Here is a 25,510-nt window from a genome sequence, read left to right as displayed (position 1 = left end):
GTGTTTGGAGCCGCTGCGGTCGGTTCGCTCCGCTCGGCCTTGCGTTCGATCTGCTCGATCGTCTCCAGTTCCAGGCGGCCGCTTGCGGTGTCCAGGCGGCGCTTCATGCGCAGATCGCCAAAGACCTCGACCACAAACTCCGCGCTCAGCGCTTTGGCCCGGCGCAGCTGCCCGGCCACGAGCTGCGGGCCGGCCGGGCCCAGCGCGTTGAACACCGCATCCAGGCGCAGCACCACCTCGTCGCCCAGGGTGGAGACGTTGCCGTTGAGGCTCACCAGCTCAAAATACCCCTCCCCCTCCACCACTTTGACGTACTCGCCGCGGCGCGGATCGAAGGCGGCGAGCTCGATCTCGGAGAATTGCCCGACGGCGCGAAGATCGGCGGCCGCCACCCCGTTACTCCGGCAAATCCGTGTGAGCTCCGTCACCAGCTCCTCGCCCTCATCCACTCGCCCCACCAGCTTCTGCTGGCTCGTTGAAACTCGAAAAATCACGTTCATCCTCAGGTGCTAAGTTGGCGCGAAGTCTGGACTTTCAACCACCTCCGCGACCGCTCAAGGGCGACCTGCGCCGCCCACTTCGGGCGCAATCTCCCACACTCATCCGCCCCTTACAACATCCGAGCCCGGGCCCACACTCCCGCCCGCCCGGGCGCCCTGAATCGCGTGCTCCAGGGGGGGGTCACCACCAGATATCCTGATCCTCGGTCACGCCGACCAGGCGCACCGGGTAGGTGGTGCCGCCCACCCTGATCTCCCCCTCAAAGACGCCGGCGGGCTGAATAAAGTAGCTGCGGATCGGCCCCAGGTTGCGCACCTCGCGGTGCACAAAGATCGCGCGAAAACGAAGCCGCACGCGCCCGCAGGTGGTCTGCACCTCCCAGGCACGCTCGGGGTGATCTTTTTCAAAGTGAAAGAGCGCCCGCCCCAGCCCGATGAGCTCCTCCCCTACCCAGAGCGCGTTCTCATTGGCGGTGGGGTGGGTATCGTTAAAGCCCTCGACCAGGTTGAGCCCCAGGCGGCGCCCGTCGGGCAGCCGCCCCATGCCCATCGCCCAGCGCCAGGCGGTCTGGCGCCCCAGATACCCCTGGGTGTAGTCCAGCGCACCCAGCCCCCCGTCGAGATCATAGGAGCGCGAGCCCACCTTGAAGTGGCCTTCTACCGGCAGCGCCGTCCACTTCTGGGTGACGTTGATGCGGCCCGGATCGGGAACTGGCGAGATCACCGTGAGCGCCGGGGCGGCCTGCTCGGTGTGCAGTTCGGCAAAAAGATCGGTCTTTCCGTAGCTCGGCACAGCCCACGCCCCAAGCCGCGCGCCCAACTCGTAGGGCGCTCCGCGGGGCTCGCGACGAGTGAAGAGAACCGCGCCGGGCCGGCGGTAGTGGGCTTGAAGACCGACCCCGGGACGGTCATTGACCTCCACCTGCAACCCCGGCACGCCCAGCCCGCCGAAGCGCAGCACCGGGCGCTCCTCCAACAGATCGACCGCATACATGAAGGTGTGCGCAGCGTATCCGACATGCACCACGGCCTGGGCGATAAAGATCGCGTCGGTGCAGATCGCGCTGTACTGCCAGCGTTTGCGCCGCAGTCTGGCGGCCGCCCCCTTCAACGCCTCGGGGCCGCGCAGGCGATGAAGCTGCACCGCCGGCAACTCCCCGCAGTAGGTGCCAATACGCGCGGCTCCCAGGCGATCCACGATCGCGTTGGGCACCTTCCCGGGCCGCTCGTTCTGTCGCGTCTCCACCATGGTCATGCTCCCTGAGTTGCCCCGCGTGAACCTGATCCCGATCCATCCCTCATCCTCGAAGGCGTCAACGATACCCCGCGCCCCCCTTGCGTCAACGCCTTGCATGAATGCTCGAATCGCCGCGAACGCCTCAACGCGTTACCGGCGCCGCCGCAGCCTATCGGCGATGCCCTCTCACGCCTTAAAATGCGACAAACTGGCACAGTCCATCGCCTCGAAGGCAGGTGGGGTGTGGCGTTTTACGACAGGGCATCGCCCTACCCCCCACCCGACCGTGACAGGTTGTCATAGTTCATCGGCTCGAAGGCAGGTGGGGTGTGGTACTTTGCGACATGCCATCGCCTTACCCCCCCACCCGACCGTGACAGGTTGTCACAGTCGATGCCTTTGCGCCGCCCAGAATCACGTCTGCAGGCATCGAGCATCGCCGCACTCGCCAGAAGCCCCGGTCACCGCCCCTCGAAGATCCTCGAATGCTGTACTTGCGAGCAGTAAACCTGTGCATAGGTTCTCGCTCGTCCAGAAAAAAAAATGACGTCCAACTTCAGGGGAGCCCCATGATCTTCGAACGCCTCTACGACAGCGACCTCGCCCAATCCTCGTTTCTGATCGGCTGCCCCGACACCCAAAAGGCACTGGTGGTCGATCCGCGCCGCGATCTGGAGCCCTACTTCGAGCTCGCGCGCGAGCACGGCCTGAGGATCACCGACGTGGCCGAGACGCATATTCACGCCGACTTTTTAAGCGGTGGACGCGAGCTTGCGCGCGCCACCGGCGCGACCTTCTGGCATAGCGCCGAGGGCGATGCGAGCTGGCAGTACAGCGGGCTCGATGCGCTCCAGACAAAGGCCCTTCGTGACGGCGAGCGCATCGAGCTTGGGCGCTGCGCGATCGAGGCGGTGCACACCCCGGGGCATACTCCCGAGCACCTGAGTTTTTTGCTCTACGATGAGGAGCGGGCGATCGCCGGGCTCACCGGCGACTTTCTCTTTGTGGGCACGCTGGGCCGCCCGGATCTGATCGACGCCACCGGCCTCGGAGAGAACATGAGCGAGAAGGCGGCGAAAGCGCTCTACTCCAGCGTCAAACGCGCCATCGACCGCTTCCCGCACGACGTGCCGCTGTGGCCGGGGCACGGAGCGGGCTCGGCCTGCGGAAAGTCCATCGGGGCGCTCCCCAACACAACCCTGGCCATTGAGCTTGAGAGCGCCGCGTGGGTCCCCTTCGTACAAAAGGGCGACGAGCAGGGGTTTATCCAACACATCCTCGCCGAGCAGCCCGAGTCCCCCACCTACTTTCGACGTATGAAGGAGGAGAACCGCGACGGCTTTGCGCTGCGCGACCGCTCCGCCCGACCCTCCCGCGCCTACCCCCACCTGATCCAACGCGCGCTCTCGGGCGACTTCGAGGTGCTCGATCTTCGCCCCCGCGACGACTTCCAGCGCGCGCATTTGAAGGGGAGCCTGCACCTTCCCCTGGGCTCGCATTTTGCCACCTGGTCGGGCTGGGTGCTGCCCGAGCGCAAGCCTCTGCTGCTCATCACCGGCGCGGGCACCGACGCCGACCGCGCCGCCGAGACGCTGCTGCGCATCGGCCAGGACAACGTCGTCGGGTTCCTGCCCTTTGACGCGCTGCCTCAGGCCGAGCTCACCTCCCAGCCGCATGTCGACGTGAGCGAAGCGCACCCGACCTGGCAGGCCGAAGATGCCATCTTTCTCGATGTGCGCGGGGCCTCGGAGTGGCGCCAGGGCTACATCCCCGGCGCGCTGCATCATCCCCTGCCCCGGCTGACCACCGAGCTCGATGCCATCCCCCGCAAGCGCGATCTCATCGTCTACTGCGGAAGTGGCGCGCGCGCGGCGGTGGCCACAAGCCTTTTGCACGCCCACGGTTTCACCCGCGCCAAAGCCTTCGACGGAAGCATGGGCGCCTGGAAGGAGGCCGATCTGCCTGTCGAGACGCCTCAAAAGGGCGCGCGGGCCGCAGAATGAGACCGCCCCTCAACCCCGGCTCAGAGTTTGGCCACATGAAACATCGCCTCGCCCTGATGCACCAGGGGGTGAGTCACATGCGAGAGCACGATGCCATCAAAGGGGGCTTTGAGCGGGGCGGCGCTGGTATCAAAGGCGTCGCCCACGGTGCCCAGGCGCTGGCCCTTCTTCACAAAGACCCCGCTCTCCACCTCGACGCGCAGGATGCCGGCGCGGCGCGCGCGCACCCAGCTCGTCTGGGAGCTCTCGCGCCGGGCGCCCGGAGTGCCGGAGTCTTTAAAGGTGGTGACCCCCAGGGCCTCCAACACGCGCTTGGTGCCGGCAAGGCCCACCTCCACCACCGGGCGGTCAAAACGCAGCGCCTCACCCCCTTCAAAGAGCACGATGGGGATCTTCTTTTTGGCCGCGGTTTGGCGCAACGAGCCGCGGGGGGGCGCGGCGTCCATCATCACGTCGGCGCCAAACGCCTCCAGGATCTGCCGGGTGGGGCCGTCGCTCAAGTCGCCGCGCACGTGTGGGAAGTTGTAGCGCCCCACCGCCGCGGTGTGCAGGTCGATGCCGTGGGTGCAGCGCCCCACGATCTCATCAAGAAAGAGCCTGGCCAGGCGCCCGGCCAGGCTCCCCTTTTTGCTGCCTGGAAAGCTGCGGTTGAGATCGCGCCTGTCCGGCAGGTAGCGCGACTGGTTGATAAACCCGAACACATTGACGATGGGCACCGCGATGACCGCACCACACATCTTCTTCGGATCGAGCTCGTCGAGGAGCGCGCGCACGATCTCCACCCCGTTGACCTCATCGCCGTGCAGGGCCGCGCTCACCCACACCCGGGGGCCGGGCTCAACGCCGCGCACGATCTCCACCGGCAGGCCCAGCGGCGTCTGGGTGGGGAGGCCCCCCACCGGGATCTCCACCCGGCGGCGCTCGCCGGGCTCCACCGCCACCCCGTTGACCACAAGCGCACGCCGCACCTTCGGCGCGACAATCGCCGGCTCACCTTCAGAAATGGATCGTGTCACGGGCAGCACCTCGGGAGACGTTCTCCTCAATAAAGGAGACGATATGACCGGCGACATCGACGCCGGTGGTCTGCTCAATGCCCTCAAGGCCCGGCGAGGAGTTGACCTCGATGACCATGGGCCCGCGGCTGGAGCGCAGAAGGTCGACACCGGCCACGCTCAGCCCCATTGTCTGCGCAGCGAGGATCGCCGATTCGCGCTCCTCATCACTGAGCTCGGCCACCGTGGCGTAGCCGCCGCGGTGCAGGTTGGAGCGAAACTCCCCGGGCTGGGCCTGGCGCTTCATCGCCGCGACCACCTCATCGCCCACCACAAACGCGCGGATATCGGCCCCGGCCGACTCGGCGATGTACTCCTGGAGCAAAATGTTGGCGTCGAGCCCGCGGAAGGCCTCAATCACCGACTGCGCGGCCTTGCGCGTCTCGGCCAGCACCACGCCGATGCCCTGGGTGCCCTCCAGCAGCTTGATCACCAGGGGCGCGCCGCCGACGGTGTCGATGACGCCGTCCACATCTTTGGTCGAGTGCAAAAAGCCGGTCACAGGCATCCCCACTCCGGCGCGCGCCAAAAGCTGCATCGCCCGAAGTTTGTCGCGCGAGCGCGAGATCCCCTGGGAGGTGTTCGCCGAGAACACCCCCATCATCTCAAACTGGCGCACCACCGAGAGCCCGTAAAAGGTGTACGTCGCCCCGATGCGCGGGACGATCGCCTCCACATCCTTGATCTCCTCGCCCGCGAGCATCACCCGGGGGCGTTTGGAGGTGATGTCCATAAAGCAGCGCAGGTAATCGACGATCTGCACGTCATGGCCCCGCTCGATGGCGGCCTCGCGCAGACGACGGGTGGAGTAGAGCGAACTTTTGCGCGAGAGGATGGCGATCTTCATGGGGTGGTGCTCCAGAGTACCTTTAAGAGTTGCGCCGCAGGTCTGACCGGCGGCGAAGAGAACAACGTCAGCGTGGGGAGGTGTTTCCCCCCAGAAAAGATGCGGCCGGATCGACCAGAAAACGCCCCCGGACGGCGTGACGCCCGAGCAGCATACGAAAACCCATATCTTTGCGGTTGGTCAGCGTCAGATCGATCGGGAAGCGCTGGCCCAACACCTCGACCACCGGCCGAATCACCACGCGAAACTCCTCATGACCCGACGAGCTGCGCACCACGCGCCGGTCCGAGAGCGGATACTCGGCCACCGCCCCGTCGCGCGCGCTGCGCTGGTGCGGGCGAACCTCAAAACGCACCCAGGGCTCCCCATCGCGCTCAAAGAGCTCGATGTTTTCGGCGTGCAGCGCCGAGGTGCGCGCGCCGGTGTCGATCTTGGCCTTGATGCGCCCCAGCCCCAGCTCGGGCAGCCCCACCCACTCGCGCCACCCGATGATCGGGCGCGCCGCTTTCGGGCTCTTCTTCTCTGTCATAACCTCGCCGGGGTGAACGTCAGGGATCTGGCCCCAGAATGTTGCGCGCGCGTACTTTGTCAACCATCCTCACGCGACTAAAGTGACTTCGCCGCCGCGCACAGCGCGCGCGCTCCAGCCCATGAAGACTGCCAACGACCTGTCAGGCCCCGGGGATACGATGTCGAAACGCAACCTGCCCACCGAACTCTGGAAGCGCTTTCAGGAGGCCAAAGAGGCCCCCGCCCTCACCCGCCGCGACGCGGCAGGCGCGCTGCACCGCTCCACCTACTGGGAGTGGACACGCGGGGTGCAGCGCCTGGCGATGGGGCTTGTGGACTGGGGGGTCACCCCGGGTGAGCGCATCGGCTTTGCGGCGCCCAACAGCGCGGCGCTGCTCGATCTGATGGTGGCCGGCTGGCTCATCGGCGGGTGCGTGGTGCCCCTCTTACCAGGCCAGGAGCGGCGCGACACCTTAAGGGCGCTGGCCCGCGCGGGGTGCTCGGTGATCGTGGTCAAAGATGAGGCGGAGCGCCAGCGTTTGAGGGGCCCGGGGGGCCAACTTCCTCCCGATCTGAAGTTCGTGCTCACCGAAGGTGCGGCCGACGCTGAGGCCTGCCTGGGCGTTGAGGCGCTCTCGGAGCGGGGGCGCGATAAGCTGCGCCGCGGCGGGCTCAACCAGCTGGCCGAGCGCATGTTCTCGCAGAACGCCGACGCCCCCTCGCTGATCCTCTACGACACCACCCCCTCCGAGGCGATGCGCGGCGCGCACTTCTCTGGCGAGAAGGTGCTCCTGATGCTGGAGCGCATCGCCCACCAGATGAACCTCGACGCCGACGAGCCGGTGCGCCTGGGCGCGCTGCTCTCGTACGGCTGGCCAGGCTCATTCTTGCTGACGATGAGCGCGCTCTACGCCGGAAAGGAGCTGGCTGTGGCCGACTCGGCGCGCCAGCTTCACGAGCAGCTGCCCGAGCTTCAGCCCACGCACCTTCTGTGCGGACCGGCCTTTCTGGAGTCTCTGGCCACCCGGTGGCAGGAGCGCCTGGAGGGCGCCCCTGAAATCCTCAAGCAGATCTCGGGGTCGACCCAGGACGACGCCTCGCCATCTCGCGCGCCGCTGGGGCGCCTGCTCGGGGGGCTCGGTGAGAAGGCCACCGACCGGCTGCTCTACGCGCCGATCCGATCGGAGCTCGGAGGCAGGCTGCGCGCCATCTACGTGCCCGAGGGCCAGGCCGACCCCACCTGGCGCCAGATCTTAGAGCGCGCCGGCACCCGGCTCCTGGGCTACCTGGCGCTCCCGGAGGCCGGCGTCTCCCACCTGGAACATCCGCAAGCCGCTCGCCCGGGCTCCGCCGGCCGCCCCATCGAGGGCATCGCCACCCGCCAGGCCCACGCCCGCCAGGGCGAGGTCGGCGAGCTGTTGTTGCGCGGCGAGACCCTCTTCGACGGCTACTGGGGTGGGCCCGGCCCCCGCGAGCGCAACGACGAGGGCTGGCTTGCCACCGGGCTGAGGGTGCGCCTGGAGAGCGGCTTTGCCTTTATCGAACCCGCCCCGGCAGACGCCCCACTCACCGAGCCCTGAGGCCCGCCACCCTCCGCGCGCGCCGGTTTGCGCCGAGCAGCCCCCTCCCCTAAGATGCGCGCGGCCGCAGCCCGCGCCGACTTTGCAGACCCCTTTGTCGAAGATCCCTATGACACCCACACACCCGACCTTGTTGCTTCGCCTCCTCGCGCTGACCGCCCTGCTGCTCGTCGTTAGCGGCTGCGGCGAGCTCCTCGATGCTTTGCCCGGCACCTCGATCTCGGGCACGGTCTATGGCGAGAGCTTCAGCGCGATCAGCTCCACCGCCGAGGTCAGCAGCGACGGCACCTATTTTTTGACCTTCTCCGACGACGCCTCCTACAGCTGCACCTCCACCCCGCCGGGCAACTACCTCACGGTGGTCGTCGGCCAGGTGACCGGCGCCGGCACCCTGAGCGCGGCGGGCAACGTCAGCTTCAACCTCGTCGAAGACGGCACCACCTTCACCGAGAGCGCGTCTGCCGGAAGCGTCACCATCGATCGCCTCGACGCCGAATTCGATCAGCTCATCGAAGGATCGATCAGCGCCGTCGGCCCCTCCAGCGACGTCGCCGGCAGCTTCAGCACCACGATCTGCAACTGATCCCCACCTCTTTATAGGCGCGACACAAAACGCGCTAACGCGACCTTTTGCCACAGGTTTCGGCCTTGAGGGCTCGCCCCGAATCGCCTTGTCGGGGTCGGGGCCATCTGGCATATTTCGCGCCATTCCCGGGCGAAAGCCCGCCAGGTGCCACCACCTGAGCGCGCCCGCCTACCGAAACGATCCGAGATGTCATGACGCCGTTGCTCATCGTCTTGTTGCCCTTCGTCGGCCTGATCCTCCCGATCATTCTGGCCCGCCACAGCCACACCGCCGCCACCGTCGGTGCGCTGATCCCCACCACCCTCTCGTTTGGGCTCTTATTGAGTCTGGCCGGCGACGTCTTTGCCGGCGAGGTCTTTGTGGCGAGCTGGCCCTGGATCGAGACGCTGGGGATGAACCTCTCGTTTCGGGTCGACGGCCTGGGGATGCTCTTCGCCATCCTGATCTTAGGCATCGGCACGCTGGTGGTGCTCTACGCGCACTTCTACTTGAGCGACTCCGACCCGCGCGGGCGCTTCTTCGGCGCCCTCTTAGCCTTTATGGGCGCGATGCTCGGGGTGGTGCTCGCCGAAAACGTGCTTCTGCTGGCGTTCTTCTGGGAGATCACAAGCCTGAGCAGCTTCTTGCTCATCGCCTACTGGACCCACGTGCCCCTGGCCCGCCAGGGCGCGCGCATGGCGCTGGCGATCACGGGGATGGGCGGGCTTTTGCTCTTCGCCGGCCTGCTGCTCGTCGGCCACATCGTGGGCAGCTACGAGCTCAGCGCCATCCTGGCCAACGGCGCGCTCATCCAGGGTCACGATCTCTACGTGCCGGCCCTGATTTTGGTGCTGATGGGCGCGTTCACCAAGAGCGCGCAGTTCCCCTTCCACTTCTGGCTGCCCAACGCCATGACCGCGCCCACGCCGGTCAGCGCGTATCTGCACTCGGCCACCATGGTCAAAGCCGGCGTCTTCCTGCTGGCGCGTATGCACCCGGCGCTGAGCGGCACCCCGGAGTGGTTCTTCATCGTCACCGGCGCCGGCCTCGTGACCCTGACCTTTGCGGCCTACGTCGCCCTCTTCAAACACGACCTCAAGGGCCTGCTGGCCTACTCCACCATCAGCCACCTGGGCCTTATCACGGTGCTCTTTGGCTTCGGCACCCCGATGGCGGCGCTCGTTGGCGTCTTCCACATCCTCAACCACGCCGCCTTTAAGGCCTCGCTCTTTATGAGCGTGGGCATCGTCGATCACGAGACCGGCACGCGCGATATGCGCATCCTGGGCGGACTTCGTCACGCCATGCCCATCACCGCGACCCTGGCCACACTGGGCGCGGCGGCGATGGCGGGCATCCCCGGCTTCAACGGCTTCATCTCCAAAGAGATGCTCTTCTACGAGTCCTGGAAGCTGCCCTTCATCGAGAACGAATGGGTGGTGCCGGTGATCGTGACAGTGGGCGGCCTGCTCTCCATGGCCTACTCGGTGCGCCTGGTCATCGACACCTTCTTCGGTGAGGAGGGCGATACGCCCGCCAAACCCCACGACCCGCCCTTTGGCATGTGGCTTCCGGTCGCTCTGCTTGTGGCGGTCTGCGTGGTGGTCGGTGTCTACCCGAGCATCGCCGAGCCCATCGTCAACGCTGCGGCGCTGGCCACCATCGGCGGGGTGATGCCCGAGGGCTACGAACACCTCTCGCTCTGGCACGGCTTCAACGCTGCGGTCGTCATGAGCCTCATCGCCATCTTCGGCGGGGCGGCCTTCTTCATGCTGCGCCATAAGCTCTTCGCGCTGGCCGAGCGCTACTGGCCCAACCTCCACGGCAAGCTCGTCTTCGAGGGCCTGGTCGAGCGTGTTGTCGACGCCACCCGCGCCACCACGGCCTCCCTGGAGAATGGCTCGTTGCAGCGCTACGTGATGCTGCTCATCGCCTTTGTGGTCGCCGCCGGCGCGCTGCCCTTCTTCCTCTTTGACTTTGCCCCGGGCAACCTCCCGGCCACCGAGCTTGAGCCGGTGACCATCGTGATCTTCGGCATCTTTGTGGCCGCCTGCCTTGGCGTGGTTGCCAACCACAAGCGCCGCCTCACCGCGATTGTTACCCTCTCGGTGGTGGGCCTTGTGGTGAGCCTGAGCTTCGTCAAATTCTCCGCACCCGACCTCGCGCTGACCCAGCTCTCGGTCGAGGTCGTCACGATTCTCCTACTGCTGCTCGCCCTCTACGTGCTGCCCAAAGAGACGCCCAGCGAGGGTGGCTTTAGCCTGCGTAAAGTCCGCGACGGCATCCTCGCCAGCGTCGCCGGCCTGGGCACCGGCTGGATGAGCTACATGGTGATGACCCGTCCCCAGGACTCCATCAGCATGACCCACCTGGAAAAAGCCTATTACCCGGTGGGCGGCGGCACCAACGTCGTCAACGTCACGCTCGTCGACATCCGCGGCTTCGACACCATGGGTGAGGTCGCCGTGCTGGCGATGGCGGGCCTGGGCATCTTCGCTCTGCTCGCCAGGCTCAACCCCGAACATATCCACGGGGTGACCCGCCGCGTGCTCGATCGCTACCCGGTGATGCTCACCTCGGCCACCCGCCCCCTGCTCAGCCTGATCCTGGTGATGGCCGTCTACATCTTCATGCGCGGCCACTACCTGCCCGGCGGCGGCTTCATCGCCGGCCTGGTCGCCACCGTCGCGCTCATCATCCAGTACATGGCCAGCGGCCAGCAGTGGTCCTCGGAGCGTATGCCCGTCAACTTCCGCATCATGGCCATCATCGGCGTGACCATCGCCGTGCTCTCCGGGGCGACCTCGCTCGCGCTGGGCAAACCCATGATGACCATGCTCGTCCCGCTCGGTGAGCCCGGCACGGTGATGACCCTCTACTTCGACCTCGGCGTCTTTTTGGGCGTGGTAGGTGCGATGATGACCATCCTCACAAGCCTCGGTGTGTTGAGCCGCCCGGCATCGGCCGAGACCCTCGCCCACAGCAAGGAGACCAATCCATGGAAGCCCTGATAGCCTCTGCCATCGCCGTTCTGGTGGCCTGTGGGTTCTACCTGGTGCTGCGCGCGCGCACCTTCCCGGTCATCGTCGGCCTGGCCCTCTTTTCGTACGCCGCCAACCTCTACATCTTCTCCACAGGCCGGCTCACCTCCGGGATGCCCCCGGTCTTGCAAAAAGGCGTGCCCCTTGAGGCCTACGCCGATCCGCTTCCCCAGGCGCTGATCCTCACGGCGATCGTCATCGGCTTTGCCATGACCGCCTTTATCCTGGTCCTGGCCATCAGCGGTTATGTGGAGCTTGGCACCGATCATCTCGACGCGAAGGAGCAGAGCCGGTGAACAACTGGATCGTCATACCTATCCTGCTGCCGATGCTCACCGCGCTTGCCTGCGCGCTGATCCCGGCCTCAAAGATCGCCATTCAGCGCACCCTCTCGCTGGCCGCCTCCCTGGCCCTGGTGGCCACCGGCTTCTTCATGATCAGCCAGACGATGTCCGGCGAGATCTTCAGCTACGCGATGGGCAGCTGGTCGGCGCCTTTTGGGATTGTGGTCGTCGTCGACCGCCTCTCGGCGATGATGGTCGCGCTGACCAGTGTGGTCGCCTTCTGCGTGCTGGCCTACGCCTCCCAGGGCGCCGATAAACGCGGGCCCTACTTCCACTTCCTCTTCCAGTTTCAGGTCCTGGGCATCTGCGGGGCGTTCTTAACGGGCGACATCTTCAACCTCTTTGTGTTCTTCGAGATCCTGCTGCTGGCCTCCTACAACCTGCTGGTCTACTCCGGCGGCAAAAAGCGGCTTAAAGCAGGCATCCATTACGTGATCTTGAACCTGGTGGGCTCGGCGCTCTTTCTGATCGGCGTGAGCACGCTCTACGGGATCACCGGCACGCTGAACATGGCCGATATGGCCGTGCAGGTCGCCGCGCTCGGCCCCGAAGATCAGGCGATCCTGCAGGCCGGCGCCCTGGTGCTGATGGTGGTCTTTGCGCTCAAGGCCGCGCTGCTTCCCCTGTATCTGTGGTTGCCCGGTGTCTACAGCGCGGCGACCGCGCCGGTGGCCGCGCTCTTTGCCGTGCTGACCAAGGTGGGCGTCTACGCCATCCTGCGTACCTCCACGCTGATCTTCGGGCCGGAAGCCGGCGTCGGTGCCGACCTGATCGCGCCCTACCTCTTCCCGCTGGCGCTGCTGACCCTCTTCTTCGGGATGGTCGGCGCAATGGGCAGCCACCGCCTGCGCCATATGACGGGCTACCTCATCATCGCCTCGCTGGGCACCATGCTCGCCAGCATCGGCCTCTTCACCGAAGCCAGCATCTCCGGCGCGCTCTACTATCTGGTGCACTCCACGCTGAACATGGCGCTCTTCTTCTTGCTCATTGAGCGCGTCAGCGCCCAGCGTGGCCCCTTCACCGACGAGATCCGCATCGGCTGGAAGCTCACCCAGCCCACCCTGCTCGGGTTGATCTTCTTCGGGGTCGCCGTGGCCGCCGCCGGCCTGCCGCCCTTCAGCGGTTTTCTGGGCAAGCTCCTGATGCTTCAGGCCGCCATCGATGAGCCCGGCGGCTTCTGGATGTGGGCGGTGATCCTCTTTACGAGCCTTCTGGGGCTTATCGCCCTGAGCCGCGTCGGCACCCAGGTCTTCTGGAAGGGCACCGAGGTCAACGACGCGCGCGCCGAGAAGGTCGAGCGCACCACCGCGCTGCAGGCCGCCCCCCTGGTCGCCATCCTGGCCATCCTGGCAGCCTACTCCGCGTTTGCCGGCCCGGTCACCGAATACACCGACGAGGTCGCCGCCCAGCTGCTCGACCCGCAGCAGTACATCGACGCGGTGATGGTCGAACCGGCCTTCTTCCCCGACACAGGCATGAGCGATGACCTCCGCAACAAGGACCACTGACGTGATCAGCATTCGACAACGCGTTCTGCCTCAGCCCCTCTTCAGCCTGGTGCTGCTGGCGGTCTGGCTTCTGGCTCAGGGCAAGCTCGAGCTCTCCACGGTCATCGGCGGGGTGATCCTGGCGCTGGTGCTCCCGGCGCTCACCTACCGCTTTACCGACACCTTCCCAAAGGTGCGCCGGGTTCGCCCCCTGATCCAGTACATCGTCATCGTGATGTGGGACATCCTCATCGCCAACCTCACCGTGGCGCGCTTGATCCTGGGCCCGACCCGCAAGCTCAAGCCCATCTTTCTGGAGGTGCCGGTGAAGCTGACCAACCCTTACGCCATCACGATCTTCGCGGCGACCATCTCGCTGACCCCCGGCACGGTCTCGGCCAACTTAAGCGGCGACCGCAAGACGCTGCTGGTGCATGCGCTGACCTCCGATGACCCCGACGCCGAGATTCAGCTGATGAAGGCCCGTTACGAGGCGCCGCTTCTGGAGGTCTTCCAATGATCTTGACCTACGCCATCGCTACCGCCTTCGGCATCGTCTCGGCGGCCATTTTGCTCAACGCGTACCGCCTCTTCCAGGGCCCCGACGTGCTCGACCGCGTCGTGGCCCTGGACACGATGAACATCAACGCCATCGCACTCCTGCTCCTGGCAGGGATCTGGTGGTCGACGGACCTCTTCTTTGAAGCGGCCCTGCTCATCGCCATGATGGGCTTTGTCGGCACCGTCGGCTTGGCCCGCTTCCTGCTGCGCGGCGACCTCATCGAGTGAACCTCCACCGGCTGACTCGCCCTTTACCGCGCGTCACCCGAAGCCTTTTGAGACCATCATGGAAGAGCTCCCCCTCTACCTTCAAAGCATCATCGCCGCCCTGATCATCTTCGGGGCGATCTTTGCCTTTATCGGCTCGCTGGGTCTGGCGAAGCTGCCCGACTTCTACATGCGCCTGCACGGCCCCACCAAGGCCACCACCCTGGGGCTGGGCGCGATGCTCGTGGGCTCAATGGTCTACTTCAGCGTCACCAAAGGTAGCCTGACGCTGCACGAGATCCTCATCACCCTCTTCCTCTTCATCACCGCCCCGGTCAGCGCGCATATCCTCTCGAAATCGGCCATCCGCTCGCGCATCTACGACTCCACGGGCATGGTCGAAGAGAAGACCCGCGAGCTCTTCTGAGCTGCCTCTGCCTCCGGCTACGCTCCGGCCGCACCGCGCTTCCCCCCGCATCACTCCTCTCCCGCCCGGGCCCCCCGAAGATGTCTTACGCCGAACAGGCGGCGATGTTCGAGAACCGTCTCCAGAAGAACATCAGCCGCATCGAGAACGCCGCCCAACGCCTGGGCCAGAGCTGCTACCGCATCTACGACGCCGACATCCCCGAGATTCCCCTGCTCGTCGACTGGTACGAGGGGTATCTGCACGTGGCGCTGATGGCCCGGCGCAAGTTCCGCGACATGGACAACGAGGCCTGGCTCGACGCGATGCTCGAGGTCCTGATGACCCGGCTCGACATCCCGGCTGAGAAGGTCTTTGTCAAAACGCGCCGCCGCCAGAAGGGCTCCTGGCAGTATTCGAAATTTGCCCACGAGCGCAGCGAGATCGTCGTCCATGAGGACGGGCTCAAGTTCAAGGTCAACCTCTCGGACTACCTCGACACCGGCCTCTTCTTAGACCACCGCATCACCCGCCAGATGGTGCGCGAGGAGTCGGAGGGCAAGAGCGTGCTCAACCTCTTCGCCTACACCGGCGCGTTCACCGTGCACGCGATCGCCGGCGGCGCCCGCAAGACGGTCACCGTCGACATGAGCAACACGTATTTGCGCTGGGCCCGCGAGAACCTCGCGCTCAACCAGATGAGCCTGCGCGGCCACCGCTTTGAGCGCGCCGACATCCTGCAGTACCTGGCAAGCCCGGACCGCGCCCGCGAGCGCTACGACCTGATCGTGCTCGACCCGCCCACCTTCTCCAACTCCAAGAAGATGGACGACACGCTCGAAATCCAGCGCGACCACCCCTGGCTTATCAACACCTCGCTGGGCTTGCTCAAACCCGGCGGCGCCCTTTACTTCTCGACCAACTTTAGAAACTTTAAGCTGCAACCGGGTCAGCTTCACGGCGCCTCGCTTGAGGAGCTCACCCATAAGACCATCCCCCACGACTTCCAACACTCCAAACCTCACCAGAGCTGGCGCATCACCCGTGCGTAACGCTCTTAAAGCGCTCGCCATCTATGACCTCTGAAACGAACGAAACAAGCGCCCCCCCCGCAGGTCCGCGCCGCAGCCTCTCGGGCATCAAGCCCACCGGCTTTCCGCACCTGGGCAACTACCTGGGCATGATCCGCCCGGCCATCGATCTTCAGGAGGACTACGAGGCCTTCTACTTTGTGGCCGACTACCACGCCCTGACCTCGGTGCGTGACCCGCAGGCGCTGCGCGACTCGGTCTACCAGATCACGGCCTACTTTCTGGCCTTTGGCCTCGATCCGAGCCGCGCGGCCTTCTTCCGCCAGTCGGATATCCCGGAGGTCACCGAGCTGACCTGGCTCTTAAGCTGCGTCACGCACATGGGGCTGCTGGAGCGCGCCCACGCCTATAAGGCCGCAAAAGATCAGGGGATTGAGAAGGATATCAACCACGGCGTGTTCACCTACCCGGTGCTCATGGCCAGCGACATTCTGATCTACGACTCGGAGGTCGTCCCGGTGGGCGCCGACCAGATCCAGCACATCGAGATGACCCGGGATATGGCCCAGAAGTTCAACACCGCCTTCGGCGGCGACTTCTTGCGCCTGCCCGAAGCCCGCGTGCGCGAAGACGTCGCCACCGTCCCGGGCATCGACGGGCGCAAGATGAGCAAGAGCTACGGCAACATCATCGAGCCGCTCCTGCCGCCCAAAAAGCTGCGCAAGCAGATCATGAAGATCCAGACCGACTCGAAAGGTCTCGACGATCCCAAAGATCCCTCAACCTGCACGATCGTGACCCTCTACAAGCTCTTCGCCTCCGCCGAGGAGGTCGCCGAGATGGAAGCGAACTACCGCCGCGGCGGCTACGGCTACGGCCACGCCAAACAGGCCCTCTTTGAGGCGATGGACGCCTACTTCTCTCCCTTCCGCGAGAAGTACGAGGCCATCATCGACGACCGCGACTACCTCGACCAGATCCTCGACCAGGGCGCCGAAAAAGTGCGCCCGATTGTCGAAGATGTGATGACACGCGTGCGCCGCGCCACCGGCCTTCGCCGCTAGTTTACGCAACTTCTGAGCTCTTCGCTTCGCGGGGATGCGCACCTCATCACGACAGCGCGCGCCCCTCGATGACCCCAGCCTCACCTCTCTCCAAGGCAACCGACATGGCCTCCAAAGACGACAAGAACCAGCCCGTGCCTCCTCGCCCCCGCAAGAAAAAACCCGAAGGTCAGGCCAGCGCCCAGGGGGTGAAGCCCGACGAGAAAGTCGAAGTGATCCGCGCGCCCAAGCCCCCCACCGCGCCCAACGCTCCCAGGAAGGACGCGCCCAAAAAGGACGCGCCGGCCGCCTCGAAAGACGAGGCCAAAAAGGAGGAGCCGAACGCCGGCATGAAGTTCGGCGACACCTCGGCCACCATGGACGACTTTGCCGCGATGTTTGAGAGCCATGAGGCCGCCGCCCCCTCCCGCCAGCGCTTCGATATGGGCGATCAGGTTGAGGGCAAGGTCATCTCGGTGGGCTCCGCGGCGATCTTCGTGCAGATCGGCGCCAACCAGGAAGGCGTCGCCGAGCGCGCCGCTTACGAAGACGAAGAAGGCAACGTCACGCTTGAGCCCGGCCAGACCTACTCCTTCTACGTGCTCGGCTTTAAAGGCGGCATCCAGCTCGGAAAAGAGCTCGGCGCCGGCCGCCAGGGCCTGGCGGCGGTCGAGACCGCCCACGACACCGGGCTCCCCATCAGCGGCAAGGTCACCGGCACCAACAAGGGCGGCTTCGAGATCGATCTCTCCGGCGTGGAGGCGTTCTGCCCCATCAGCCAGATCGAGCTCGGCTTTACCGAAGAGCCCGACGCCCACGTCGGCCAGACCTATCAGTTCAAGGTCCAGGAAGTTCGCGACGGCGGACGCTCCATCGTCGTCAGCCGCCGCGCCCTACTTGAAGCTCAGCAAAAAGAGGCCCGCGAAGAGACGCTGAAAACGCTCGAAGTGGGTCAGGTCATCGACGGTGTCATCACGCGGGTGGCCGATTTTGGCGCCTTCGTCGACATCGGCGGCGTCGAGGGGCTGGTGCACGTCTCCGAGCTCAGCCACACCTTCTTCGACCACCCCACCGACCTGGTCAAAGTCGGCCAGGAGGTCAAGGTCGAGGTCTTGAGCCTGGAGGAGCCGGTGGGCGACAAGCCCATCCGCATCGGCCTGAGCATGAAGGCCACCGAGCAGGATCCCTGGCTTGAGGTCAACGAAAAATTCGCCGTGGGAAGCCGCGTGCTCGGCCGCGTGGTGCGTCTTGCGCCCTTTGGCGCCTTTGTGGAACTTACCCCGGGGGTTGAGGGTCTGGTGCACGTCTCGCAGATGAGTTGGGAGCGCCACGTCGCCAACCCCGCCGACGTCGTCTCGGTGGGCGAGGAGGTCTCGGTGGAGGTGCAGGACATCGATCTGCTGCGCCGCCGCATCGGCCTGAGCATGAAGACCGCCGAGGGCGATCCCTGGGCCAACATCACCGAGCGCTTCGCCATCGGCCTCGAAGTCACCGGACACGTGGCCAAAGTCGAAGATTTTGGCGCCTTTATCGAGCTCGGCGGCGGCATCACCGCGCTCTTGCCGCGCAGCGAGATGAACCTGGCCAGCGACTCCACTCCCCACCGCCAGTTCACGGCCGGTCAGGAGGTCAAAGCCCGCGTGCTCAACATCGAGCCCGAGCGTCGCCGCATGGCGCTGAGCCTCAAAGACGCCGAGACCATCGCCGAGCAGACCGATCTCTCCAAAGCCGCTCCCACCAGCTACAAGGACGAGAGCCTCTCCTCCGGCGGCAGCATGGGCACGCTGGGCGATCTGCTCAAAGCCCGCAAAAAGGACTGAGCTCACACGAAAGACATACGCAGGCTCTGTGGCCTGAAAAAACGACGCGCACCTCCCGGGTGGGCGTCGTTTTTTTTGTTTTCGCTCCCCAAAAGCGTCTTCGTCGCACCAACTCAACACGACGTAACGCGCCATATTGGCTTTAAAATCAACCGCTTAGCATCTCATCACAAGCCGCGTGACTCATCGGTCATTATTTCCCTTGATTCAAACCGGCCGCCTTCGTTAAGACGTGGCCCCCTTTTAAATCCATGAACTGCAATGATCTGTGAGGACATGATGATGCGCCCCTTTAACCTTCTGGCCCTGGTGTTGATGTGTTGTGTGAGCGTGGCCTGCTCGGGAAATGAACAGGACGAGGATCCCATCCCCGTCATCGACGACACCGGCCCCGACGCCGAGCCCGACACCAACCCCGGCGACGACTGCGACGGCCTGAGCGAAGGTGCCTCGCGCTGCGATGGCGCGATGATCGTCACCTGCACCGCTGGCGAGCTGCAGAGCGCGAGCTGCGGGGAGGGCTCCACCTGCGATGGCGGCGCCTGCATCTGCGACAACGCCAACGACGGCGTCTGCCCGGAGGGTTGCAGCAGCGACCCCGACTGCAACACCACCTGCGTGCCCGAGTGCTCCGGGCTTGATTGCGGCCCGGACGGCTGCGGCGGAAGCTGCGGCACCTGCGACACCGGCGACTACTGCAACGCCGGCACCTGCGAGACCTTTGACCCCTTGTGCAACGATACCTGCGGTCCGGTTGGCGAGGCCGGCGGCTACGCCAACGACGGCGAATGCGATGATGTTGGCGAGGGCGGAGCCGGCTACTGCGAGCTGGGCAGCGACTGCAGCGACTGCGGCGCCCGCGAGCTCCCCCCCATCCACTGCGAGCTCAACTACAACGACGACTGCCCCGTCGGTCAGCGCTGCGACTGCGATGAGACCAGTGGCGAGTGCATCTGCGAAGTAGGCGCACGCGGCACTGCGGGCCCCGGTGAGGCCTGCACCGACACCCACGACTGCGAAAGCGGCCTGTGCTTCGACGAGCAGTGCAGCGCGCGCTGCGATACCGGCGCTGACTGCCCCTCCGAGATGCCCAGCTGCAACTTCCTGGGCTACTGCGCGCCCGACGCCTGTGAGCCGAGCTGCGACGGGCTGACCTGCGGCGATGATGGCTGCGGCGGAAGCTGTGGCTCCTGCGGCGACGGCGACATCTGCACCGACGGCGCCTGCGTCAGCGGCGACGACGAGGCGATCTTCTGCCTGGCCAGCGGCCACTGCACCTCCGATCAAGTCTGCCTGCTCTCGCTGAGCACCTCCGGCGTCACCTCGGTCTGCAAGTCCGATGATGATCCCATCGCCGAACGCGTCTTCGAGGCCTCCGAAAAGGGTCAGGGCTACTTGCACATCGGCTGCGACGACGACACCGACTGCGACGCTGGCGAGCGCTGCAAATGGGGCGTCTACTCCACCTACTGCGCCGATGATGACTCCAACCGGATCGCCTGCAACACCGACGCACCCCAGCCTCAGTGCGGCAGCGGCAACCGCTGCTGCCCCCGCTCCAGCTTCACCCGCGGGGAGCTCTACGAGGAGCTCAACCTGGGGATCTGCTACCCCAACACGATGGCCTGCCCCTGACCGGCCCTCGTCGATGACGCCGCCCCATCCGGCGGCGCCATCGGGATGATGCCGCATCAAAAACCCCCGCTCGCCAGGTCCTGGCGAGCGGGGGTTTTAGTATCCTCAATAACGCGTTGATGCGGCGTGTTTACTGGTCCTCGGGCTCCCTCAAAAAGACGTACTCCCCATCGCTGGAGCGCTCGTCGCTGAAGTAGTAACCACCGCCGGTAAAGCCCTTGAGCCGCTCGGGGTCGGTGATGCGCTCGCGCACGATGTAGTCGGCCATCATGCCTCGGGCGCGCTTCGCCCAGAACGCGATGATCTTATACTTATCGCCCTTGCGATCGCGAAACACCGGGGTAATCAGCTTCCCTTTGAGCGATTTCTTGTCGACCGACTTAAAATACTCGTTGGACGCCAGGTTGATCACCACCTGACTCTCCTGCTCGGCGAGCTTGTCGTTGAGCGCCTCGGTGATCTTTTTGCCCCAGAACTCATAGAGGTTCTTGCCGCGAGCGTTCTCCAGGCGCGTGCCCATCTCCAGGCGGTAGGGCTGCATCAGATCGAGCGGGCGCAGCACGCCGTAGAGCCCCGAGAGGATGCGGATATGCTCCTGGGCGAACGCCACGTCGTCATCGGTGTAGGCGTCGAGCTGGAAGTCGGTGTAGACATCGCCCGTAAAGGCCCAGAGCGCCTGGCGGGCGTTCTCCGGGCTAAAGGGCAGCTCGAAGTCGCGGTAGCGGTCGTAGTTGAGGTCGGCGAGCTTGTCGCTGATGCTCATCAACGACTTCAGGTCGGCACGCGAGAGCTCGCGCAGCTTCTCGATGAGCTTCTGCGAGTCGTCGAGAAAGGGCGGCTCGCTGTGGGTATCGACCGGCACCGGCGATTCGAAATCCAGGGACTTGGAGGGGGAGAGTAGGACCAACATAGACGACCTGCTGCAGACGGCTGGAGTGACTTCAACGGCTAAAATGCGATGGCATTTCACACGCCGGGGGGACCACAGCGCGCGAAAAAGCGCGCCGGGTCGGCGCGCCTAAGGATTAAGAACCGTCGGCTATCTGGCAAGCTGCACTGCACGCTCTCACCACACAACACGCTCGCCGCACCGCAACGGCCGCGCCGGGTGACCCGCTCAACGCGCTCAGAAAGGTTGAAGCCCGGAGCGGTCTTCCCGGATGACGCGCTGGCCTCCTCGCCACATCGTCCCCCGCTCCAGTGCTCCCGGATCGAGGGGAAGGATGTCGACGGCGGCGGCCTCGTCGGCGCCGAGGCGGCGCAGAGTCTGGCGACGGCGCACTTCGGGGAGCACCCAGCCGCCGATCACAAAGCGTTGAAAGCGCCTGTTCTGGCTGATCTTTTGCGTCAGCCCGGCCATCACATCACCAAAAAGCCTTCGATAGAGCTGCGCCAGATCTCGGCGGGCGAAGTTGCGACACGCCAGGCTCACCGCGTCGACGGTGCGCGCGACCTGCTCCTTCATCCCCAGAAAGTCGATCACGAAGGCCTCCCCGCCGAAGGCGTCCTCGAGGATCTGCGAGGCGTCGACGCCAAAGGGGAGCGCGCGGCCCAGGCGCGCGCCGCGCAACGCGTAGAGGGTGCGCAGCCGGGCGATGGGGCGCTGGTAGCGAAGCTCCAGCATCGGTCCGGCCACATAGCGGGCCACGCCTTGCTCATCGTCGAGGATCTGATCGAGCAGGGTCTGCTCGCGCTGGCGCAGCTGACGGGCGGCGCCGGGGCGGTTGAGGGTAGACTGCATCGCCAGCACGCTGTCGTGAAGCGCCTCACAGACCATCGCGTCAATACGCTCAAGCACGTCGATGTAAAGGCGGCTGAAAGTCTCGCAGCCGTAACGTTGCAGCCCGGCCTCCACGGCCTCGATCAACCAGGGCTCGCCCGCTACGTCCGCAGCGCTGCCGACCTCCCCGAAGTCGTGCAGCTCGGGATGAAGCGCGATCAGATCGCTCGCGCGGATGGCGGTGGTCCAGCGGTCGCCGCGGGCCGGCGCGTCGACGAAAACAAAGAGCTCTTCCATGGCTTCTCCCGGGGCTTCCCTGCCCCTCTTTTGAGGAACGCACCTGGTACGGCTCGGCGCACGACGTTCAAAAAACCCAACAAAACCAACAGGCTACGCACACAAAGCAACATCTTCGCCGTGGGTTCGGCGCGCGCCACCTGACCTTCACCCCTACTGCTGGTCTGAATGCACTCAGTCTAACTCGCCGGAGCCCTGAGTTCAACGCGTTCGAGCCGGGAAGCTCGCGCAGGCTCCAAAAAATCGGCGCCCACAAAACAAAAAGACGCGCCCCTGAAAGGGGCGCGCCTCATCGTTTGCGCGACACGACGCGGCGACATCCCGCGTGCATCGCAGCCCGGCCGATTGGACTTATTTCGAGCCGAAGGTCTGGTTGAAGTCCGGGAAGAACTCCCAGTCACCAACCTGGCGGTACTCTTTGGCCTTGATGAGCAGGAAGGCGTCGATCACCGAGGCGATCGAAATGAGCCCGCCGCCGCAACCGGTGACGATCGCCGCGGCCAGGATCACAAGGCCCTTGGCCGTCTGCCCCATCATGATCTGCCCCACACCGGGGATGAGAAACGAGAGCACCAGCGCGATGATCTGGTCGGTGGTCATGCTGCCCGGGTTGTTCTGGTGGCTCTGCTGGGGCAGATGATCCTGCGGGGGGCGGTAGTCTTTAAAGTTGCCCGCGGGCGGCGGCTCATGCGAAGGCGCGGCCCAGTCGTTTTGCGAGTTATCCTGATTCTGATCGTTCATCGACTTCTCCTGCAAACGTGCGCGTAAAATAACGGGGAGACGCCAGGCCAAAACCCGCGCCAGGCGGCGGTTGGTGCGGCTTATATGGTGCGATGCTTATACGTTGCCGCATCGCACCTGTCTTTTACAAGTTGCAGCGCCGCTCCTCAGAGCTTGAGCGCCTCGCTGTCGGCCGAGCCCACCAGCGCCTCAACCTCATCGATGGCTTTGGGGCACATCGCGGTGAGGTTCTCGTAGCCCTCGGCGGTGACCAGGATGTCGTCTTCGATGCGCACGCCGATGCCGCGCAGCTCCTCGGGGGCGTTCTCATCGTCGGCGGGCACGTAAATGCCCGGCTCAATCGTGAGCACCATGCCCGGCTTCAGGGGGCGAGAGGTGTCTTCGTCGAGCTTGTAGAGGCCGACGTCGTGCACGTCCATGCCCAGCCAGTGCCCGATGCCGTGGGGGTAGTACTTGCGATACGACTTCGACTCCAGCGTCTCTTCCAGCGTCTCATTGAGGATGCCCAGGTCGATCATCGCCTGCGCCAGCATCTTAGAGGCTTCCTCCTGCAATGACTCGTAGGGGAGCCCGGGCTTGATCATGGCGGTGGTGGCCTCCAGCACGTCGAGCACCGCCTGGTAGAGGCGCCGCTGGGGCTCGGAGAAGCGCCCGCTGGCCGGGAAGCTGCGCGTGATGTCGCCGGCGTAGTAGCCGTACTCGCAGCCGGCGTCGATGAGCACGACGTCGTCTTCGCCGATGCGATCTTCGTTCTCGGTATAGTGGAGGATCGTGGCGTTATCGCCCCCGCCCACGATCGAGGCGTAGGCCGGGCCGGTGCCTCCGCTGCGGCGGAAGTGATACTCGATGAGCGCCTGAAGTTCATACTCCATCATGCCCGGGCGGCAGTGCTTCATCGCCAGGATATGCGCCTCCGCCGAGATCTCGCAGGCGCGGCGCAGCACGTTGAGCTCGGCCTCTTCTTTGATCAGGCGCGCCTCAAAGAGCAGGTCGCGGGCGTCGGCGATGGCCGCCGGCATCGCCAGGTGCTGGTTGCGGCGATGGCGCAAGGACTGCACCCAGCCGATCACGCGCTGATCAAAGGCGGGCTCCACGCCCAGGGTGTAATAAAGGGTCTGGCGACCTTTGAGAAACTTCGGAAGCTCCTCATCGAGCTCACTCAGCCCGAAGGCCACATCGGCTCCAAAACGGGCCACAGCGCCCTCGGGTCCGGCGCGGCGGCCCTCCCACTGCTCCTTGCTCGGGTCGCGATCCGGCACAAAGAGCCCGTAGGCACCTTCTTCGCGGCCCGGGGCGAGCACGAGCACCGACTCGGGCTCGCGAAAGCCGCTCAGGTAGAGAAGATCGCTGGAGGGGCGGTAGGTGTACTCGGTGTCATTGGAGCGCTGGCGCATCGAGGGGCCCACCACGATCAGCACGCCCTCGGGGCCGATCGTCTCCATCAGTCGCGCGCGGCGCGCCTCAAAGACCTCTTGTTCGATCATGACCATCGTTGCCTCATTGCTAAGCGGGGATTTTGGAGTCCGTTCACAGGCGGCATCCTGCCATCGAAGGCGGCATCTGTCGAACCCGGAGCAGCGCCCACCCTTTTGACGCGACCTGCGCCGGCTGACTTGAGCCGACGCGCGCGGTGAGCAGACTCCCGGCGGGCGGCGCTCGTCGCCCTTTGCCGCCAGCCCCCTTCCTTTGTTACACCGGCTTCAGATGATGGCGTATGTCCCCCTGATGAAAGGAGCACCGATGGCCGCGACTGACACCTCCGACACACTGGCAAAGACCCTGCAAACCTGGCTGGAGGTCGACTCCACCAGCGGCCGCGAGAAGGCCTTCTTAGAGCTTATGGAAGACGAGCTCAAAGAGGCGGGGTTTGGCCGCATCGATCGTCAGGAGGTGGCCCCGGGGCGCTACAACCTTCTGGCGCGCACCGAGCAGCCCGCGCGCCTGCTCTACTCCACCCATGTTGATACGGTGCCGCCCTTTTTGCCGGTGCGACGTGAGGGCGATTGCGTCTACGGCCGCGGGGCCTGCGACACGAAGGGGGGAATTCTGGCGATGCTTCAGGCCGCAAAGCGCCTGCTTGCTGCCGGGGAGCGCCAGGTGGGCTTTTTGCTGGTGGTCGGCGAAGAAGTCGACCACTGCGGGGCGAAAAAGAGCGTGGAGCTCGGCGAGCTCAAGGAGGAGGGGCTGGAGCGCATCATCCTCTGCGAGCCCACCATCAACCGGGTGGTCGCCGCCCAGAAAGGCATGCTCAAGTTCACGCTGAAAACCGAGGGCGTGGCCGGGCATTCGGCCTTTGTGGATCGGGGCACCTCCGCCATCAACACGCTCCTCGATGTGCTTGAGCGGATGCGCCGCCACGACTGGCCCACCGACTCGATTCTGGGGCCGACCACGCTGAACATCGGCACGATCGAGGGGGGCGTGGCGGCCAACGTCTTTGCGCCCTCGGCCCGGGCCCAGGTCTTGATGCGCGCGGTCAGCCCGATCGGTCCGCTTTTGGAGACGGTCGAGGCGCTGGCTGGCGAGGAGGCCCAGGTGGAGGGGGCGGTCTATAACGACCCGGTCTTTTTCGATCCGCCCGAGGGCTATGAGGTGGCCACCGTGCCCTTCAACACCGACGCGACCTACATGAGCGAGCTTGCGCCGGTATGGCTTGTGGGTCCGGGCGATATTCGCGTGGCTCACGCCGACCACGAACATATTGATTTGAGCGAACTTCAGGCGGGCATCGACCTCTACACCGAGCTCGGCACTCTGGCGCTCCGACCGTCACACTGAGACGAGCCCAACCCCCTTCAAAGGCCCACCCCGTGCGCAGCAACGCCGCGCCCGGGCCCGGCCACTCCATGCGAACCGAGCGAACCCGTGAACTGGACA

23 protein-coding genes are annotated in these 25,510 nt (G+C 65.3%); 14 read left to right on the top strand and 9 right to left on the bottom strand.

Features of this window, described 5'->3' with window-relative positions:
• Together FRC96_RS19335 and FRC96_RS19330 are read right to left on the bottom strand one after the other, a co-directional pair.
• Positions 1–494 (bottom strand): PPC domain-containing DNA-binding protein (locus tag FRC96_RS19335; protein WP_230470475.1); only part of this gene is annotated, 494 nt, incomplete at its 3' end.
• Between the two features lie 187 nt (positions 495–681).
• The gene (locus tag FRC96_RS19330) at positions 682–1,749 is read right to left on the bottom strand and encodes a DUF2804 domain-containing protein (RefSeq protein ID WP_230470474.1); all 1,068 of its coding nucleotides are present in this window, start codon (positions 1,747–1,749) and stop codon (positions 682–684) included.
• 557 nt (positions 1,750–2,306) lie between these two features.
• On the opposite strand from FRC96_RS19330, the gene FRC96_RS19325 reads away from it, so the two are divergent.
• Entirely contained in the window at positions 2,307–3,740 is a 1,434-nt protein-coding gene (locus FRC96_RS19325; protein ID WP_230470473.1) for an MBL fold metallo-hydrolase, read from the top strand.
• Between the two features lie 20 nt (positions 3,741–3,760).
• On the opposite strand, the gene FRC96_RS19320 is transcribed toward FRC96_RS19325, so the two are convergent.
• The 3 genes from FRC96_RS19320 to FRC96_RS19310 all read right to left on the bottom strand — a co-directional run bounded on the left by FRC96_RS19320 (position 3,761) and on the right by FRC96_RS19310 (position 6,171).
• Entirely contained in the window at positions 3,761–4,756 is a 996-nt protein-coding gene (locus FRC96_RS19320) for a succinylglutamate desuccinylase/aspartoacylase family protein (protein ID WP_230470472.1), read from the bottom strand.
• Entirely contained in the window at positions 4,737–5,642 is a 906-nt protein-coding gene (gene rimK / locus FRC96_RS19315) for a 30S ribosomal protein S6--L-glutamate ligase (RefSeq protein ID WP_146976978.1), read from the bottom strand. The genes FRC96_RS19320 and rimK overlap by 20 nt, the downstream gene beginning before the upstream one ends.
• 67 nt (positions 5,643–5,709) lie before the next feature.
• On the bottom strand, positions 5,710–6,171 hold the full coding sequence (locus FRC96_RS19310) for an ATP-dependent zinc protease family protein (protein ID WP_146976976.1): 462 nt from the start codon (positions 6,169–6,171) through the stop codon (positions 5,710–5,712).
• A gap of 160 nt (positions 6,172–6,331) precedes the next feature.
• Between FRC96_RS19310 and FRC96_RS19305 the strand changes: the two genes are divergently transcribed.
• From FRC96_RS19305 to FRC96_RS19250, 12 genes are all read left to right on the top strand, one after another.
• On the top strand, positions 6,332–7,732 hold the full coding sequence (locus FRC96_RS19305; protein ID WP_230470471.1) for an AMP-binding protein: 1,401 nt from the start codon (positions 6,332–6,334) through the stop codon (positions 7,730–7,732).
• Between the two features lie 109 nt (positions 7,733–7,841).
• Positions 7,842–8,315, top strand: coding sequence for a hypothetical protein (locus FRC96_RS19300; protein ID WP_146976972.1), 474 nt, complete (start codon positions 7,842–7,844; stop codon positions 8,313–8,315).
• Positions 8,316–8,509: 194 nt separating this feature from the next.
• Complete coding sequence (locus tag FRC96_RS19295; RefSeq protein ID WP_146976970.1) at positions 8,510–11,308, top strand: monovalent cation/H+ antiporter subunit A; 2,799 nt, start codon at positions 8,510–8,512, stop codon at positions 11,306–11,308.
• The gene (locus FRC96_RS19290; RefSeq protein WP_146976968.1) at positions 11,296–11,634 is read left to right on the top strand and encodes a Na+/H+ antiporter subunit C; all 339 of its coding nucleotides are present in this window, start codon (positions 11,296–11,298) and stop codon (positions 11,632–11,634) included. The genes FRC96_RS19295 and FRC96_RS19290 overlap by 13 nt, the downstream gene beginning before the upstream one ends.
• Positions 11,631–13,193 carry a monovalent cation/H+ antiporter subunit D gene (locus FRC96_RS19285; protein WP_146976966.1) on the top strand — a complete coding sequence of 521 codons (1,563 nt, stop codon included), beginning with the start codon at positions 11,631–11,633 and terminating at the stop codon, positions 13,191–13,193. Before FRC96_RS19290 ends, FRC96_RS19285 begins: the two co-directional genes overlap by 4 nt.
• A 1-nt stretch (position 13,194) precedes the next feature.
• Positions 13,195–13,692, top strand: coding sequence for a Na+/H+ antiporter subunit E (locus tag FRC96_RS19280; protein WP_230470470.1), 498 nt, complete (start codon positions 13,195–13,197; stop codon positions 13,690–13,692).
• Entirely contained in the window at positions 13,689–13,961 is a 273-nt protein-coding gene (locus FRC96_RS19275; protein WP_146976965.1) for a K+/H+ antiporter subunit F, read from the top strand. The genes FRC96_RS19280 and FRC96_RS19275 overlap by 4 nt, the downstream gene beginning before the upstream one ends.
• Before the next feature lie 58 nt (positions 13,962–14,019).
• Positions 14,020–14,367, top strand: coding sequence for a Na+/H+ antiporter subunit G (locus FRC96_RS19270; protein ID WP_146976963.1), 348 nt, complete (start codon positions 14,020–14,022; stop codon positions 14,365–14,367).
• Positions 14,368–14,447: 80 nt separating this feature from the next.
• Complete coding sequence (locus FRC96_RS19265; protein ID WP_230470469.1) at positions 14,448–15,398, top strand: class I SAM-dependent methyltransferase; 951 nt, start codon at positions 14,448–14,450, stop codon at positions 15,396–15,398.
• A 23-nt stretch (positions 15,399–15,421) separates the two neighbouring features.
• Positions 15,422–16,441, top strand: a complete 1,020-nt coding sequence (gene trpS, locus FRC96_RS19260) for a tryptophan--tRNA ligase (protein WP_146976961.1) — start codon at positions 15,422–15,424, stop codon at positions 16,439–16,441.
• Positions 16,442–16,545: 104 nt separating this feature from the next.
• Positions 16,546–18,240: a S1 RNA-binding domain-containing protein gene (locus FRC96_RS19255; protein ID WP_230470468.1), complete on the top strand. Its 1,695-nt coding sequence runs from the start codon at positions 16,546–16,548 to the stop codon at positions 18,238–18,240.
• Between the two features lie 261 nt (positions 18,241–18,501).
• The gene (locus FRC96_RS19250; protein ID WP_146976957.1) at positions 18,502–19,875 is read left to right on the top strand and encodes a hypothetical protein; all 1,374 of its coding nucleotides are present in this window, start codon (positions 18,502–18,504) and stop codon (positions 19,873–19,875) included.
• Positions 19,876–20,005: 130 nt separating this feature from the next.
• On the opposite strand, the gene yaaA is transcribed toward FRC96_RS19250, so the two are convergent.
• From yaaA to FRC96_RS19230, 4 genes are all read right to left on the bottom strand, one after another.
• On the bottom strand, positions 20,006–20,785 hold the full coding sequence (gene yaaA, locus FRC96_RS19245; RefSeq protein WP_146976955.1) for a peroxide stress protein YaaA: 780 nt from the start codon (positions 20,783–20,785) through the stop codon (positions 20,006–20,008).
• A gap of 216 nt (positions 20,786–21,001) precedes the next feature.
• Entirely contained in the window at positions 21,002–21,892 is an 891-nt protein-coding gene (locus FRC96_RS19240; RefSeq protein WP_146976953.1) for a hypothetical protein, read from the bottom strand.
• A 351-nt stretch (positions 21,893–22,243) separates the two neighbouring features.
• Positions 22,244–22,633 (bottom strand): hypothetical protein, encoded by a 390-nt coding sequence (locus FRC96_RS19235; RefSeq protein ID WP_146976952.1) that lies wholly within the window; start codon positions 22,631–22,633, stop codon positions 22,244–22,246.
• Between the two features lie 146 nt (positions 22,634–22,779).
• On the bottom strand, positions 22,780–24,123 hold the full coding sequence (locus FRC96_RS19230) for an aminopeptidase P N-terminal domain-containing protein (RefSeq protein ID WP_146976950.1): 1,344 nt from the start codon (positions 24,121–24,123) through the stop codon (positions 22,780–22,782).
• Positions 24,124–24,373: 250 nt separating this feature from the next.
• Here FRC96_RS19230 and FRC96_RS19225 point away from each other — a divergent pair, with 250 nt between their 5' ends.
• Positions 24,374–25,411 (top strand): M20/M25/M40 family metallo-hydrolase, encoded by a 1,038-nt coding sequence (locus FRC96_RS19225; protein ID WP_230470467.1) that lies wholly within the window; start codon positions 24,374–24,376, stop codon positions 25,409–25,411.
• Positions 25,412–25,510: the final 99 nt, after the last annotated feature.

The sequence above is a fragment of the Lujinxingia vulgaris genome (assembly GCF_007997005.1).
Taxonomy (GTDB): Bacteria; Myxococcota_A; Bradymonadia; order Bradymonadales; family Bradymonadaceae; genus Lujinxingia.
This window is presented reverse-complemented; position numbering and strand designations above follow the sequence as displayed.

Bases quoted from the DNA above. Each gene is read 5' to 3' on its own strand.
- FRC96_RS19310 (WP_146976976.1), bottom strand. From the start codon at position 6,171: ATGACAGAGAAGAAGAGCCCGAAAGCGGCGCGCCCGATCATCGGGTGG.
- yaaA (WP_146976955.1), bottom strand. From the start codon at position 20,785: ATGTTGGTCCTACTCTCCCCCTCCAAGTCCCTGGATTTCGAATCGCCG.
- FRC96_RS19240 (WP_146976953.1), bottom strand. From the start codon at position 21,892: ATGGAAGAGCTCTTTGTTTTCGTCGACGCGCCGGCCCGCGGCGACCGC.
- FRC96_RS19230 (WP_146976950.1), bottom strand. From the start codon at position 24,123: ATGGTCATGATCGAACAAGAGGTCTTTGAGGCGCGCCGCGCGCGACTG.
- FRC96_RS19295 (WP_146976970.1), top strand. From the start codon at position 8,510: ATGACGCCGTTGCTCATCGTCTTGTTGCCCTTCGTCGGCCTGATCCTC.
- FRC96_RS19225 (WP_230470467.1), top strand. From the start codon at position 24,374: ATGGCCGCGACTGACACCTCCGACACACTGGCAAAGACCCTGCAAACC.
- FRC96_RS19275 (WP_146976965.1), top strand. From the start codon at position 13,689: ATGATCTTGACCTACGCCATCGCTACCGCCTTCGGCATCGTCTCGGCG.
- FRC96_RS19270 (WP_146976963.1), top strand. From the start codon at position 14,020: ATGGAAGAGCTCCCCCTCTACCTTCAAAGCATCATCGCCGCCCTGATC.
- FRC96_RS19305 (WP_230470471.1), top strand. From the start codon at position 6,332: ATGTCGAAACGCAACCTGCCCACCGAACTCTGGAAGCGCTTTCAGGAG.
- FRC96_RS19255 (WP_230470468.1), top strand. From the start codon at position 16,546: ATGGCCTCCAAAGACGACAAGAACCAGCCCGTGCCTCCTCGCCCCCGC.
- FRC96_RS19235 (WP_146976952.1), bottom strand. From the start codon at position 22,633: ATGAACGATCAGAATCAGGATAACTCGCAAAACGACTGGGCCGCGCCT.
- FRC96_RS19300 (WP_146976972.1), top strand. From the start codon at position 7,842: ATGACACCCACACACCCGACCTTGTTGCTTCGCCTCCTCGCGCTGACC.
- FRC96_RS19330 (WP_230470474.1), bottom strand. From the start codon at position 1,749: ATGGTGGAGACGCGACAGAACGAGCGGCCCGGGAAGGTGCCCAACGCG.
- FRC96_RS19265 (WP_230470469.1), top strand. From the start codon at position 14,448: ATGTCTTACGCCGAACAGGCGGCGATGTTCGAGAACCGTCTCCAGAAG.
- FRC96_RS19325 (WP_230470473.1), top strand. From the start codon at position 2,307: ATGATCTTCGAACGCCTCTACGACAGCGACCTCGCCCAATCCTCGTTT.
- FRC96_RS19290 (WP_146976968.1), top strand. From the start codon at position 11,296: ATGGAAGCCCTGATAGCCTCTGCCATCGCCGTTCTGGTGGCCTGTGGG.
- rimK (WP_146976978.1), bottom strand. From the start codon at position 5,642: ATGAAGATCGCCATCCTCTCGCGCAAAAGTTCGCTCTACTCCACCCGT.
- FRC96_RS19250 (WP_146976957.1), top strand. From the start codon at position 18,502: ATGATCTGTGAGGACATGATGATGCGCCCCTTTAACCTTCTGGCCCTG.
- trpS (WP_146976961.1), top strand. From the start codon at position 15,422: ATGACCTCTGAAACGAACGAAACAAGCGCCCCCCCCGCAGGTCCGCGC.